Genomic DNA, 13,674 nt, shown 5'->3' on the forward strand with positions numbered 1-13,674 from the left:
CATGTCTTCCGGACAAGAGGCTTTCAATATAGCTTTCATCCGAAACGGTCAGCCCGTGCAGTTCAAAGTCCAATGCCTCCGGCAGGAATCCACCGTGCGCCACGATCCTGAAATAGAGATTTCGATATCCTTTGTTCAGTGAAGAAAGCTTTTCATAAAACCTTTCAACATCCGAACGGGTCAAAGGCTGCTCGTTCCAAATCTCCTTCACGATAGCATGTGCCATTCCCGGTTTGAAGCCTATCCGTAATCCATCTTCGGATTCTGTTACCTGAAAACCTAGACGGTGATAGCAATCTGTCAAAGACGGTACCATCCTATTGACTTACAAGTCAAAAGTTCATTTGATTATTGTCCTTTGATGTTTAAAGATGGCTATCATATCGCCCATTGTCAGTCGACCGGTAACATCTTCCGTTATAATCCGGTTCAAAAGCCGAAGATCCGCTTCCATCTGAGCACGAAAGAGACAGGCTTTGGGATGCTCTCCCCGGATTGTCTTTGTGGTTTCATCCCAAGAAGAAGTTGGTAGGTGAAGGTGGGAAGAAAATTCCATACGTCGGTTATGTCCTTTGTAGATACGGTAATAAACCGTACCGTACCCTATGGCTTTCTTACAAGTCTCAAAACGGACAACGACTGTAGGCATCCTTATTATTTTCTTGATTAGTATTTTACAGTAGGTTGATGTAAAAGCATATACCTTCCGAAGAATATTTCCCGTTTTGCAAAGAGGACTGATAAGTCATACAGTCTGCCACTCCATTCCATTTAATTGTAATCACGTTTTCATTTTCGGTAGGTGACATAGAAACCTATGATATGTTTTTTTTTCGTATATTTAGTGGCAGCAACATAATAGTTCCCCAATATGGTTCTTCTACTATCCGGCCAATCATCTCTTTTCACCTTGTCACTCGTCGTAATGTGATCATTACTTCCAATAGCAATACATGATCATCATTCGTTTTCTTTGATAGGCCTGATTCTTTTAGATAAATATCAATTCTTGTGATCAAAATCCATATTATCTATATTGCTGTCTTTTAATTTTTTCTGTATAGTACAAATAATTCCAGCTCAATCTATGAAAAAGGAATGATGCTCAAAAAATGATTGCCTGTATGATACATCCACTTTCCTAACGAATTCAAGCTGACATCGGGCAGGAACTCTTTTCTGAAAAAGTGACCACCTATGCGAGTTTTTCCTCCATCATCTATGTCCGTGCTCGGCACATAAATCAATCCACTCATTCTTGTATTTACTGCGTAAAAACAGGAAAAGTCACAAACAACAAAAGTCCTCCGAGGAATATCCACCGAAAAATTTCTTTTTTTCGTTTATCATTCTTCATTTTATACCCGATGTTAGGTTTTGCAACAATTCGTATATCTTACCATGAAACAAGTCCCGATAATGAAGTTCAACTCCAGAAAAAACTTTCACTTTAAGTTTATTAGCTCTTGGTAATGCAAACCATAAGTAATAACAAGTATTTCGATTTGTAAAAATATTTTTCAGTATCAGCTTCATAGCTCAGCTTATATCCTATATAACAATGCATTTACAATACGTCCGCAGGCTAATCCGTCACCGTACGGATTTACAGCCTTACTCATTTTTTCATAAGCTGCTTTATCATCAATCAAAGATGATACTTCGTTTACAATCTTATTATAGTCCGTACCTACCAGTTTCACCGTTCCGGCATCTAATGCTTCTGGTCGCTCCGTGGTATCACGCATCACCAATACCGGTTTACCCAGTCCCGGAGCTTCCTCTTGAATGCCACCGCTATCTGTCAATACGATGCTGCTCTTCTCCATTAGATACACAAAACTCAAATACTCCAATGGTTCAATGAAGAACATATTTTTTAAGCCGGACAGATTCTCCCCGAACACCTCATGAATCGGCTTGCGTACATTAGGATTCAAGTGCATAGGATAAACAAAATCCAAATCTGGATATTTAACCGTCAAATCTTTAATAGCTGTACACATATTGATAAATCCGTCACCAAAATTCTCACGACGATGCCCTGTAATCAATACCAGCTTCTTGCCATTGTTCAAGCGGTTTACATCATAACCCGCTTTGCTCAATATATCTTCCAATTCATTATCTAGCTCCTTGTTGTTCTTGATTTTATCCACTACCCAATAAAGTGCATCAATCACTGTGTTACCAGTTATAATGATATTGCGGTCATCAACGCTCTCTTTAATCAGATTATTACGACTTAACGGAGTGGGAGAAAAATGATAGGTCGCCAGACGCCCCGTCAACAACCGATTCATCTCCTCCGGCCATGGGCTATAAATATTATGTGTACGCAAACCAGCTTCCACATGTCCCACCGGTATCTGTTGATAAAAAGCAGCCAAAGCTGCAGCTGTAGAAGTGGTAGTATCCCCATGTACCAATACCACATCGGGCTTTACCTCTTTCAGTACATCACGCATACCGGTTAGCACACGAGCGGTCACATCATACAGATCCTGTCCCTGCTTCATGATATTCAAATCATAATCCGGTTTGATGTCGAATATCTTCAACACCTGATCCAGCATTTCCCGATGCTGTCCGGTTACGCACACCACAGTCTCTACCCGTTTTGGCTGTTTCTGGAATTCTTTCACCAGCGGAGCCATCTTGATTGCCTCCGGACGGGTGCCGAAGACCAACATCACTTTCTTCATATTTCCTCTGTTTATAATTTTTTCTTCATCAGCCACCAAGCATACTTCACCAAGTGGATCTGACGTTTAATTCTTTTGGGTTCTTTTATCAAGCGATAAGCAAATTCCAGATTATGCTCCACCCACCATTTCGGTGCGCGCTGCACATGACCTGTATAGACATCGAAACTGCCACCCAATCCTTGGAAGATAGCGCGATGCCGTTGCTGTATCTCCTCCATCAGCAATTCCTGCTTTGGCGACCCCATAGCCACGAATACCACATCCGGTTTCTTCTCCACAATATCGTCTATCAATCGTCGTTTCTCTTCATCCGTCTTGATATAGCCGTTACGATAACCCACTATTCGGATATCCTGATATTCAGAACACAGTTTCTCTACGGTCTCATTTACGATTTGCGGTTTTCCACCAACCAGATAGAATGTCTTTTCCTTGTAAAAGCGAGTAATAATCTTTAGCCATAGTTCACATCCGGGAATCTTACAGGCATCTTTATAACCTTTCTGCTTTAAAGCCATTTGTGCACCGGCTCCATCACAATACCCAATATTTCGATTGATAATGGCACGTGTCTGTTCCGTGGCATGCAATATCTTTTCTGCATTGATCGCTACCAATATGCCCTTATGCGTGTCCACATAATGCAATAGTTGCTGTTCGGAGTCGAAAGGGAATATTTCGACCCCGTTTAATGAAACTTTATCCATAAGATTAAAATATTATTCGGCAAGTAAATAATGGCTCATAGCATTAAATATAAACGCATTGCTCCAACGCATATATGATATTTTTGAACTTATCCCCGGCTTTAACTGGTAGTAGAAATAGCCTTTCCGGTCTTGCATATTGCGGATAGTCCAATCAATGACCTTTTCTGCAATTTCCTTGTATTCTTCGATCTTGTGCAACCTTGCGAGCGTTACGAGCAACTGCCCCGGGCAGTGAATGTCGATGGGATAAGTGCGGTTGTCGTAGTATTTTGGCATTCCGTTGGCTTCAAAGAAGTTTTGAATATAATATTCAAAGCCCTTCTCAATATATTTGCGATACTTATTGTCGCCTGTCAGCTCCTGATATGCAATAAGCGCATCAAGGTTATAGCCTGTATGAAAACTGTCAACCCAACTCTGAACGGGTAGCATGCCATATACCCATGCACCGTTTGGCTTTTGACCTGAGCAGCATGCCTTTATGCTTTGCTCTGCAAGTTCGCAGTATTCCTCGTTGCCTGTGTACTTGTAGCAAAAACTAAGCAGCCTTGAGCCGAGCAGTGAGGCGTTAAAGACAGTGTCGTTTCCCTGCAACGGGCTGTAAGAGAATAGGAATCCGTCCTTATATTCCGTGCGGTGAAGGTCGTTGATAACGAAATGTGCCGCACTGAGAGCGATTTCAAGAAACCTTTTCTCTCTGGTAATTTCGTATGCTTCCATAAGAGCGGTTGCACAGAAATTGCTCGCAACAACGGTTGGAGTAAACTTTGGGAAAAGGAAAAGTCTGCGAGCCTGCCAGTCAAAGTTATATCCCCAGCAAGCACCGCTGTAACCTTTTGATTGTAGAGAGATCAACAGTTCAGCCAGTTCGTTAATCCGTGATTTCAGGGAATCGGGAGAGCCGAGGCTTTCCGCAAGTTTGGGGTTTGCCTTAACCGCATTATATAGGTTGCAGTAACCGGAAAGGAAAAGCCCGATGCCCTTGGCATTATATTCCTTGGGGACAAGCGCAAGCCTGCGGAGATTGACTGGGCAGCGCTTAAATCCTTGGATAACAACCAGGCGGCAGATTGCCGACTTCTTCAGGAACGGCAACGCCTGAAAAACCTTCGAGTTAAGTCCGTCATAGGGATCCCAACCCTTGAACCCCTCATTCTCGCAATACTCCTTCAGCAAGCGAAAAGAGTTGATAACTTTATGCATATTATGTTATTCTTTAGTCCTTAGAATTTTGGTGGGTACGCCTGCAACGATAGCATTATCGGGAATTGGTTTGGTTACGACTGCGTTTGCTCCTATTGTAACATTGTTTCCGATTGTTATACCACCCATAACGATAGAACCTTTCGCAATATAAACATTATTACCTATCACTGGTACTTCCGGAAATCTTGAATTACCCCCCTATGGAAACTTGCTGACATATAGTGCAGTTTACCCCTATAATTGATTTAGAATGGATAACAACACCCATACCTCCGTATCCAAAAGTTGACCCTCTGCCAATCTTTGCCTGGTATGGAATCTTGCTGTTGTAAATTAGGAAAATAAGCAATGTTATCAATTTTGGCAGTACAGGAATGTGGTGCAAGTACAGCCACCTTGATACCCGATAAAAAGAGATTGCATTCAACATAGTTTTATCCTTTTAAAACTATATCCGATTGCAACTTTTGATTTACTCTTTTGGTTGCAGATATGGTGCTATTCCATCTAAATCTTTTTGATTTGAAGAAATATTATAGTTTAAGTCTTTAGTATATCCGATTATTTTAGCAGGAGAGCCTGCAACAATTACCCCCCCCCTTAATGATTTATCAACAAACGAATTAGCTGCAACAATACAGTTATCACCAATTTCTACTGGTCCACAGATTACAACGTTTGGACCGATAAAAACGTTATTGCCAATTTTAGGAACGTTTTTATATGGAAATTTTCTTACTGTTGAGAATCGTAAACCTAATACGCAGTTTTCTCCAATTTCCGTTCCTGGGATTAGTACAGTGCTAATTCCTTTACAAACAAAATAAGATCCTTTACCGATTTTTGAATCAGCAGTAATTTTAGTGTTGTAAATCAGAAAAATTAATAGTTGAATTAATTTAGGTAAAAATGGAATGTGGTGTAAGTATAACCACCTCTGTATTCTGTAAAAAAATATTGCGTTTGGCATAATTTTATCGTTTTCTGATAAAGCGGGCGGGGTTTCCTGCCCATACTTCGTTTGACGGTATATCTTTCGTCACTATTGCCCCGGCGCCTACGATTGCCCCTTCTCCGATTGTGACCGGCTTGACAACCATTGTTCCCATGCCAATGTAGGCTCCTTTGCCAACATGCACTTGACCGCGGTCATAACTGCCTGTCTTCGGGTTCATGAAATGCGTTACAATCCGGACGCCGACAGTCAGGCGCACGCCCTCTTCAATGACAATATCTTCGGGATAATTTGTGTCGAAAATAACGTCCTCTCCGATGAAGGTCTTTTTAGGGCATTTGATGTTTACCCCCCCCCATTTACAAAGCGTTGGTCTCCAACCCCTTGACTTCATTGGCAAATGCTGTAAATGAAGGAAGACAAGTTTCTTAATTCTTGACAGTTTCATAGTCTTATAGTTTCTTTTATTGTGTTTTCAATTTGCCTTGCAACGCTTGACGCCATAAAATGTTCTTTGGCGTATTGTGCATTATATGCGCCGACCTTTCGTGCCAACTCCTTGTCCTTTATGTACGGAACCATTGCATCGGCAAAATCTTTCGGTTCAAGGGAGTCCGTTATAAATCCCATTTTGTCGTTTTGGAAAAAGTCAACAAGACCGCCGACATTCCTTGTCAAGATCGGCAAGCCGAAAGCCATTGCTTCAAGAACTACCGTTGGCATTCCTTCTCCATGAGTCGTTAATAATAATAATAATGCGTTTTTATACTCATTCTTAAGGGCTTCACCAGCCAGTCTGCCCGTAAATATTACATCAGACAAATCTTTGTCAGCAACATATTTTTTCAGAGGTTTAAGTTCCGATCCATCACCAACGAAAGTCAGAGTCAAGTCGCTGTACTTTTGTTTTAAAATGGCAAAGGCATCTACAGCTTCATAAACTCCTTTTGCTTTTTCTATTCTTGACAAGAACAAGATGTTTTTGCTGCTGAAAGTCTTATCCTTCATAGGGTTGAAATTTTCGAGCAAGGCATCATCAACTTTAGTTGTTGTAAGACTTATTGGCGAAGTAACCCCCCATGACATCATTTCCTCTTTAAAGGCATTTGCCAACACAAAAATCAGTGAGGCTTTATTAAAATGACGTACCACCCATTTCTTATTGATAGTCTTCGCATAATCCCAATTAAAACCATGAATAAACACGACTACCTTAAAGCCAAGAGCATGAGCAACATTTAAGAAAAAAAAATCACGTTTTAATGCAGAAGTTCCTAAAGATGGATTAACTAATACGACATCCGGACGAAATGTCAACAACCGGAATATAAATTTCAAACAGTCCCAAAGTAACCAATATTTTCCACTGCCACATTTTGTTGCATTACGTTTTCCGATGGTATTATACATTACATTTTCCGTCCAAAAAGCACGCAATCCTTTGTAATGACTCGCAACTCCGCCCATTAATTTTAAGGAGGATGTATTTATTAGAATTTTCATGACAAACAGAATGTTTATATCAATATATCTCCATACTATTTATAGGCATCGTTGGAGTTACTACAGAATAGTAATTAATTGCTCCTCCAATCTTGAATTGTGTAAAGAGGGTATGTGCTACTTTTGCAGTGTTGCTATTAACGTACTCACGCAACTTAGAAGGTAACCAGTTATAGTAAAGGTTTAGACTAAAACTATTTAAAGACTGTAAACCTACATACGCCACGATAATCGGTAATTTATAAACTTCAACAGCTTGCTGTATCTCCCAATTCAACAACCCTCTGTTTTTATTTGTTTGAGAAGAAACTATAACCAACATATTCTTAGAATTAGCCATTCGTTCTTTCAATCTCGCTTTCAATGTTTCCAAACTACTTGAGTCTCTCACACTATAAGTTTTCTCATGACTATTTACAAAATTAAAACGAACATTGTCATTTGCTTGCCATGCTTTTAGCAATTCAAAATTATGCAAGTCGCTATTGACAGGATTTACTTCTCCCTGTCCATCAAAGGCCACGTATGTGCCATTTCTATAAGTTCCCATATTTTATGTTCCTAAATTGTTAAACTCATACTTTACCTTATTTAAGGATATAAATTTCGTATCACTTTTATGAACTACAATGGTAGTTCCACCCATAGTTACATAATGGTCCACCAAACTGAAACATTGCAAAATATGACATAATGTTTTTTGTTTGGAAAGATTTAGCCCGGTCTGTCCGGAACCAATAATAGGCATATAGATAGGATGACCGCTATTATAGGTGTTTATCTTCTCCATCATAGTAAGCAGCATATAAGTATATTTCTCTGGCTGATAAATCACATGGTTGTTTTCATCAAACTCTGTCGCCACCACAAGATAGTACTGTTTGTCTTCCTCAAACAAACGGACAACTGTTCCTAACGGATATTTATTAAGTTTGCCACTTACATTTCTACGAGACGCAACGCTTCCCGATGAGAGGATACCATCTCTTGATATTGCATTGGTTATTTCATCATCTAAATTCTTTCTCGGATATTTATCACGATAATGCTGTATAAACAGTCCATGAACAGTACGCGGACCTATCACATCATGTTGCAACTGAGTGTCTAAATAGTTATTCACCGGAATGACCACGATACTTCCACATTCTGTATCAAATAGATCACCCACCTTCACACGAATTCTACGTCTGCGAATAAAATCTATCCTGATTTCTTTTCCTGGTATTATTGAACTGAAGCCCCAAGCAATAGAAGCAAATAGGCAGCACCCCCACATACAACTACAATTAAATCGCGGCCATATACCGATAAAGATTGTCAGGATACAAGAAATGGTACCCATTGCCAACGCTACTTGCTTAAGAAAGAAATTGTAGTTACTCAGCATAAATATTTTTACATTATTAAGCATATCATTAATCATTGATTGCAGATTTCACAGTCTGATAATCCCACTCCACATTCCAAGTATTAAAGTTAAATTTCTTCATAGGCTTATAGATTCCTTTGTTCCGTAGCATTTCTGGACATTTGTTTCGGTCTACAATGATAGAATTATAAAGTATCACAATCTTAGCATTTTCTTTAATCGCCATATCGCACTCATAGTCCACATAACTACGATTATCTACAGAATGTCTCAACAAACAAGAATTTTCCCTATACCATTTACATAAATAACAAGCACCACTCCTCAGAGATTTAGTATGTTCACCAATAATAAGAACGAAAGTCTTTGAAATTCCCATTCTCATTCTCAGTGAAGTTTTTATATTGCAGTTGTTACTGTTATCTCTAGATTGTGTCAAGTTGTGTACATCAATGAAATGAAGACTCCAACGATTTCCCTCATTCCATTCGTGCAATTTATCAATGGCAGCCTTATCACCAGACCAGTCTCCGGCAAGATAAGTTTTAGTCTTGTTTTTTAAAGCCCGTATATTCATTAGTGTCCAATTTTGACGTATAGTTCAAAACCCGTCACTAGGCGGTTCCCTATAGTATTGTATATTACATTTTCCGTCCAAAAAGCACGCAATCCTTTGTAATGATTCGCAATTCCTCCCATTAATTTCAAACTGGGAGTATTGACTAAAATTTTCATTGCTTGGTATGTATATGTTATAATTTAAGCTTTGAAAGTTCTTGTGATTTTTTCACAACATCCCTTTATATATTTCCAGATGCCATACATCTTAAGCAAATCACGCATATAATCACCTGTCAGTGCATAGCGTGGTAAGGTATACAAATCTGCACTTGCCGAGATATTATTCGGCTTTGTTGAAAATGCAATTTTATAATATTTTTTTGCAGCGTTGATTTCTCTATGAGAAATGGACCCGTTGGGATAGCTAAAAGCGAAAATGCTCTTACCCGTGATTTTTTCTAATTGTTTTTGAGATTCACTAAGTTCAAAATCCAACAGATCATCTGGCAATTTGGTAAGAATCGGATGATTTATAGTATGTGACTGAATTGATATCAAAGGGTGTTTTGTAATCGTCTCAAGCTCATCAATCGTCATTGTTGATCGTTGTAAATCAGCAACTTCTGTTTTTATTTTTTTAAGTTGACTTTCAAACTCATCGTGGGGAAGATTTTTAAAATTTTGCATTTGTGTATAACCAACTTTTTTTGCAACGAATTCCCACCAAAAGTTGCCTGACATTATCGGATTAACGGCAATAAATATTGTTATATGAACATTGTACTTCTCTATAATTGGAATCAACTTTAAATTACCTTGCCAGCCATCATCGAATGATATATATGCCAATTTTCCTTTGGTATCATTCTTTTCCAATCGGCTATAAAGTTCTTCAATACTGATGAATTTATAGTTCTTTGAATGTAAATGTTTAATAATTGCCTCAAACCCTTCCTGATTTGGATTGTGAAAATATAATGGACGAATCATTATTCTTGATTTTTAAAAAGTTTTATAAAGGTTGATGTATGAGTTTCCTATAGCATTTACACCAAACATATTTTGCCCTGATATTGCATTTTTGATTCTGTTTTGCTGTTTGATCAGTTCTATTTGATTGGTATTTAAATTACTCATATCTTCTATAATCACCCCTGCGCCATATTTTTCAATATATTCTTCTGCAATATTGACACTGCCGTTATGGATTATAAATAATCCGGAAGCAGCGAATTCACTTAATTTAGATGGTGAGGCAGAATAATTTATAAATGTTCTATCTCTCCAAAGTATTCCTATGTCAGCTGCGGAAAGATATTTTGGAACGTCTTGGAATGGCACGAAAAGGCTAATGCACTTCTCATTGTCAAAAACCTTTTTAGATAAGGAGATAACCCTAATGCCTTTAGATATTAGGGTGTCGATGTTACTTTTATCTTGTTGCCAAAGCGAATCTCCTCCACTTAGGCAAATTGCAAGCAATTCATTATCTTTAATATCATATCTGTTCCTTATTTCATTTCTATAGGAAACAGAGAATTCCATCACTTTTCCTGCAATATTGGGGTGAACACATAATCTGTATTTACAATTTGAATAGTTTTTCCGGATATACTCATTGATTGGTGTTGAAACTGAAGAAATGACAATTTGGCTAACGATTCTACTGTCAAACAGTCTTTTGTAGAAAAATTGATAATAATTAGCTTGAACTTTCAGCAATAACTTGCGAATACCGGAACACCGCATATACTTAAATTCGATTTCCCGATAAACTACCCCCCTGATATCGATTAAAATTCGATTATTAAGTCTTTGATCTATAACCATTTTTTTTATAAGGTAGCCAAGATGCTCGCTTCTTACATGAAAAAATGAATTTTCCCAATCTTTTACTTTCTTTACAGCCGAAAAAATATTTCGGATAGTCAGAAATTCGAATATTTGATATGTAGGATATGATTTAAACCATACGACATCCAAAAATGAATAATTGGATAGTTTCTTTTCAATTTCCCCTTTTTCATTGGTATTACGATATCCCATTATCAATGCCAAAGGAATACCTTTGATGTGATAAAACTTAAGCAGTTCCAATACTTGGGACTCCAAAACAGAAACATTTCCACCTGCTATATAGATTAGCTTTTTCATCATAATTAGTTTGTTTGAGTTTTTGATATTACTATAATCGCTGTAATGAGAGTGATACTGTCAATTAGATCAGAACTCATCATCGACCTAATAAATATGGCTACTATTAAAGGAAGAGCATAAAAGTTGGATATAGTCAATAAACGAAATCGATCTGGTTTTACCACTAATGGCACAAATACAATCATAACAATCAAAAGAGTTCCAACCATACCCAATTCGCAAAATAATTCCAGAAACAGATTATGTGGATATGCTCTGGCTCCGTTTGTACTAAAGCCACCCAACCCTTTTCCTAAAATGAAGTCTGTCTCTAATATCTTGAAAGCATTATCATAGTCTCTATTAAGACTTTGGCTAAGCGTAGTTGCATTCATAGAACCCTCAATAGCTTTAGACTTTAGATTTGTAAGAATAAGTAAAGAAGCAAAAGCCAATATTACAGAAAACCAAATTTTTTTATCAAGTGATATTCTGGTATCTATAATCAAGCGGATAAACAAGATTATGAAAGTTCCAAATATTGCCTGCCGTGCTTGTGCTATCAATAATAAAATTATAAGAGGTAGCAATAGTGTTACAACATTCCTTTTTCGTAGTTTAGATAGTTCAAAAGAACTTAAAATCAAAGCAATCCCCATCATTGCAGGTATTCCAACAGAATGGTAAGTCAAAACCATATCTGTGCTTTTCTTTATAAAAGAAAATGAACTCCTAAAGAAATCCAAATCAAAAATATGTGCAGGATGTTTAAACGGATAAAAGTCAAAAGCAATATATATAAACAGTAAACTTATCAGGCATAAAAACTGAGCAAGTACTAAAGATTGTAGTTTTGGTGATTGGCAATAAACTTTCCAGTATATAATAGAACAAAATCCAATCGAAATGATATAAATCAGTTTAAAATTGCTGTAAGAATGCTGTGGTCCATATAGGTATGCAATTAGGAAAATAATCACTAGTAATCCAAAATAGATAAACTCTTCATTTATATTCAGGCTGGATTTTATATAATTCCTTAGAAATACCAATCCTAAGAATAAACATATAAAATAAGCCGTTAAAGGAATATGCAAAACAAAGAATAAAGCACCTAACACAGGGGCAGCAAAACACATAAGAGCAAAACCTCTAGTTTCATTATTCATTGAGTATAATGAAAGTATAAATAGCGTAAATGTAATAAGCGTACCAGGAACTGCAGGAATAGGTATATAAATTAGGGTTATCATTAACCATATACCGTATGTTATCCAGCGGTTGAGCGGATTACTTAATGTATTTGTTGTATTTAAATCTGTCATATTATTAGAGGAAATTTTATCTTCCACCTATAAGTGCTTCCATTGTTTTAGGTATAAAACGCTTCAATATATTATACATTATTATGCATACGAAAAGACATACAAACGGAGTTAAGAAGTAACTTATCCCCCCTGAGTGCTTATATAAACCACTAATATATAGAGTTTTATCAATTAATAAACTTGTAAAACCCCGAGGAGATGCGACAACTATGGGAATAGTATGTACAACGTAGATAAAAAAGGAAGCATTCGAGTGTTTAAAAATAAATTGATTTATATACTTGAGTTTTTTTATCATTGTATTGGCTAAAAGGAAAACAGCAATGATGCCAGTTACTTGATATATATGCCGTATACTCGTAGATATAGGCATGTTGTCGGCAGGGACAAGCATTATTAGTAATGCTATAGATAATGGAATAAGCCACTTGTAACTTTTGAAAGTATCCAGAATATCAAGTTTATTAACAGCCAGATAGCTTCCAAACACAAAAAAGAAAAGTCCTTTGACATGTATACCTGGTAGGGTTTCTATATTTAAGATAAAAGCAGCCAATAATATAGCAATACCCCATTTTTTTAAATATTTTATACCTTTATATAGCAACGGAGAAATTGCAGTTAAAATAATCAGGTCTCTTAAAAACCATAATGGGATATTGATAGGAGCTGCTAAATAAGATGAAAGCCCTAATGGATTTAAAGTATTATTTTCGTTGATTATGAAATAGTTCCAAAAAAAACTTAGAATGTTTGAAAGTGTTGTTATTTCATCTATTGTTAAACAATCAGATGGAAGTTCTGAAATAGATAGTTTAAGTACGTACATTTTGTACAGACCGTACAAGATGCGCAGAATGATTGTTATAATAATCCATAACACATAAGGAACTAATAGCGTTTTTATCCGTTTTTTTATTTTTGATTTATATGTATCTTTATCAAATTTTTCTGTGTTAAAGAAAAAGTAATATACTGCCGTAAAAAAGAAGAAAGGGACAGCAACAGTGCATAGATTATTGAAAAATATTCCGATAATTGAGTATATGTTATCTGGTGATAAAGATTGCCAGTCTATGCTATAAACAGGGGTGAAATGTGGATTTAAATGGGGTGTCATGTGAATAAAGATTACCAACAAAGCCATTGGTAATCTCAACCACTTAACAATCAAAGATGTATTTATATTGTCCAT

The 13,674-nt window shown here is 37.0% G+C and carries 15 protein-coding genes and 1 pseudogene; all 16 read right to left on the reverse strand.

What is annotated here, in order from left to right; genetic code table 11:
• A pseudogene (locus tag KTG12_RS17640) lies at positions 1 to 316 on the reverse strand (helicase); the annotation flags it as partial.
• Between the two features lie 24 nt (positions 317 to 340).
• The gene (locus KTG12_RS17645; protein ID WP_005636892.1) at positions 341 to 649 is read right to left on the reverse strand and encodes an Arm DNA-binding domain-containing protein; all 309 of its coding nucleotides are present in this window, start codon (positions 647 to 649) and stop codon (positions 341 to 343) included.
• Positions 650 to 1,544: 895 nt separating this feature from the next.
• A complete protein-coding gene (gene wecB, locus KTG12_RS17650) occupies positions 1,545 to 2,705 on the reverse strand; it encodes a non-hydrolyzing UDP-N-acetylglucosamine 2-epimerase (protein ID WP_007219053.1) in 1,161 nt (386 codons plus the stop codon).
• Between the two features lie 11 nt (positions 2,706 to 2,716).
• Positions 2,717 to 3,415, reverse strand: coding sequence for a WecB/TagA/CpsF family glycosyltransferase (locus KTG12_RS17655; protein WP_005656920.1), 699 nt, complete (start codon positions 3,413 to 3,415; stop codon positions 2,717 to 2,719).
• A 12-nt stretch (positions 3,416 to 3,427) separates the two neighbouring features.
• Entirely contained in the window at positions 3,428 to 4,621 is a 1,194-nt protein-coding gene (locus tag KTG12_RS17660; RefSeq protein ID WP_005636881.1) for a glycoside hydrolase family 88 protein, read from the reverse strand.
• A 6-nt stretch (positions 4,622 to 4,627) separates the two neighbouring features.
• Positions 4,628 to 4,750 (reverse strand): hexapeptide transferase family protein, encoded by a 123-nt coding sequence (locus KTG12_RS22340; protein ID WP_005840881.1) that lies wholly within the window; start codon positions 4,748 to 4,750, stop codon positions 4,628 to 4,630.
• Positions 4,751 to 5,096: 346 nt separating this feature from the next.
• A complete protein-coding gene (locus KTG12_RS17670; protein ID WP_007219052.1) occupies positions 5,097 to 5,594 on the reverse strand; it encodes a serine O-acetyltransferase in 498 nt (165 codons plus the stop codon).
• Positions 5,595 to 5,598: 4 nt separating this feature from the next.
• A complete protein-coding gene (locus tag KTG12_RS17675; protein WP_172679981.1) occupies positions 5,599 to 5,973 on the reverse strand; it encodes an acyltransferase in 375 nt (124 codons plus the stop codon).
• Between the two features lie 50 nt (positions 5,974 to 6,023).
• On the reverse strand, positions 6,024 to 7,082 hold the full coding sequence (locus tag KTG12_RS17680) for a glycosyltransferase family 4 protein (protein WP_007219051.1): 1,059 nt from the start codon (positions 7,080 to 7,082) through the stop codon (positions 6,024 to 6,026).
• A 19-nt stretch (positions 7,083 to 7,101) separates the two neighbouring features.
• Positions 7,102 to 7,632, reverse strand: a complete 531-nt coding sequence (locus KTG12_RS17685; RefSeq protein WP_007219050.1) for a TIR domain-containing protein — start codon at positions 7,630 to 7,632, stop codon at positions 7,102 to 7,104.
• Between the two features lie 3 nt (positions 7,633 to 7,635).
• On the reverse strand, positions 7,636 to 8,508 hold the full coding sequence (locus tag KTG12_RS17690) for a macro domain-containing protein (protein ID WP_034754614.1): 873 nt from the start codon (positions 8,506 to 8,508) through the stop codon (positions 7,636 to 7,638).
• Positions 8,501 to 9,031, reverse strand: a complete 531-nt coding sequence (locus KTG12_RS17695) for a TIR domain-containing protein (RefSeq protein ID WP_057256641.1) — start codon at positions 9,029 to 9,031, stop codon at positions 8,501 to 8,503. Before KTG12_RS17695 ends, KTG12_RS17690 begins: the two co-directional genes overlap by 8 nt.
• Before the next feature lie 182 nt (positions 9,032 to 9,213).
• Positions 9,214 to 10,005, reverse strand: coding sequence for a polysaccharide deacetylase family protein (locus tag KTG12_RS17700; protein ID WP_057256640.1), 792 nt, complete (start codon positions 10,003 to 10,005; stop codon positions 9,214 to 9,216).
• 12 nt (positions 10,006 to 10,017) lie between these two features.
• Positions 10,018 to 11,172: a hypothetical protein gene (locus tag KTG12_RS17705; protein ID WP_034754611.1), complete on the reverse strand. Its 1,155-nt coding sequence runs from the start codon at positions 11,170 to 11,172 to the stop codon at positions 10,018 to 10,020.
• 2 nt (positions 11,173 to 11,174) lie between these two features.
• The gene (locus KTG12_RS17710; RefSeq protein ID WP_007219045.1) at positions 11,175 to 12,476 is read right to left on the reverse strand and encodes an O-antigen ligase family protein; all 1,302 of its coding nucleotides are present in this window, start codon (positions 12,474 to 12,476) and stop codon (positions 11,175 to 11,177) included.
• Between the two features lie 16 nt (positions 12,477 to 12,492).
• Positions 12,493 to 13,674, reverse strand: coding sequence for an acyltransferase family protein (locus KTG12_RS17715; RefSeq protein WP_057256637.1), 1,182 nt, complete (start codon positions 13,672 to 13,674; stop codon positions 12,493 to 12,495).

Origin of the sequence: Parabacteroides sp. MSK.9.14 (assembly GCF_019041495.1) — a bacterium.
GTDB classification, from domain to species: domain Bacteria; phylum Bacteroidota; class Bacteroidia; order Bacteroidales; family Tannerellaceae; genus Parabacteroides; species Parabacteroides merdae.

Coding starts and splice junctions, on each gene's coding strand:
- KTG12_RS17690 (WP_034754614.1), bottom strand. CDS start 8,508: ATGATTAATGATATGCTTAATAATGTAAAAATATTTATGCTGAGTAAC.
- KTG12_RS17700 (WP_057256640.1), bottom strand. CDS start 10,005: ATGATTCGTCCATTATATTTTCACAATCCAAATCAGGAAGGGTTTGAG.
- KTG12_RS17675 (WP_172679981.1), bottom strand. CDS start 5,973: ATGAAGTCAAGGGGTTGGAGACCAACGCTTTGTAAATGGGGGGGGGTA.
- KTG12_RS22340 (WP_005840881.1), bottom strand. CDS start 4,750: ATGGGTGGTATAACAATCGGAAACAATGTTACAATAGGAGCAAACGCA.
- KTG12_RS17660 (WP_005636881.1), bottom strand. CDS start 4,621: ATGCATAAAGTTATCAACTCTTTTCGCTTGCTGAAGGAGTATTGCGAG.
- KTG12_RS17645 (WP_005636892.1), bottom strand. CDS start 649: ATGCCTACAGTCGTTGTCCGTTTTGAGACTTGTAAGAAAGCCATAGGG.
- KTG12_RS17670 (WP_007219052.1), bottom strand. CDS start 5,594: ATGCCAAACGCAATATTTTTTTACAGAATACAGAGGTGGTTATACTTA.
- KTG12_RS17680 (WP_007219051.1), bottom strand. CDS start 7,082: ATGAAAATTCTAATAAATACATCCTCCTTAAAATTAATGGGCGGAGTT.
- KTG12_RS17695 (WP_057256641.1), bottom strand. CDS start 9,031: ATGAATATACGGGCTTTAAAAAACAAGACTAAAACTTATCTTGCCGGA.
- KTG12_RS17715 (WP_057256637.1), bottom strand. CDS start 13,674: ATGGACAATATAAATACATCTTTGATTGTTAAGTGGTTGAGATTACCA.
- KTG12_RS17655 (WP_005656920.1), bottom strand. CDS start 3,415: ATGGATAAAGTTTCATTAAACGGGGTCGAAATATTCCCTTTCGACTCC.
- KTG12_RS17705 (WP_034754611.1), bottom strand. CDS start 11,172: ATGATGAAAAAGCTAATCTATATAGCAGGTGGAAATGTTTCTGTTTTG.
- wecB (WP_007219053.1), bottom strand. CDS start 2,705: ATGAAGAAAGTGATGTTGGTCTTCGGCACCCGTCCGGAGGCAATCAAG.
- KTG12_RS17710 (WP_007219045.1), bottom strand. CDS start 12,476: ATGACAGATTTAAATACAACAAATACATTAAGTAATCCGCTCAACCGC.
- KTG12_RS17685 (WP_007219050.1), bottom strand. CDS start 7,632: ATGGGAACTTATAGAAATGGCACATACGTGGCCTTTGATGGACAGGGA.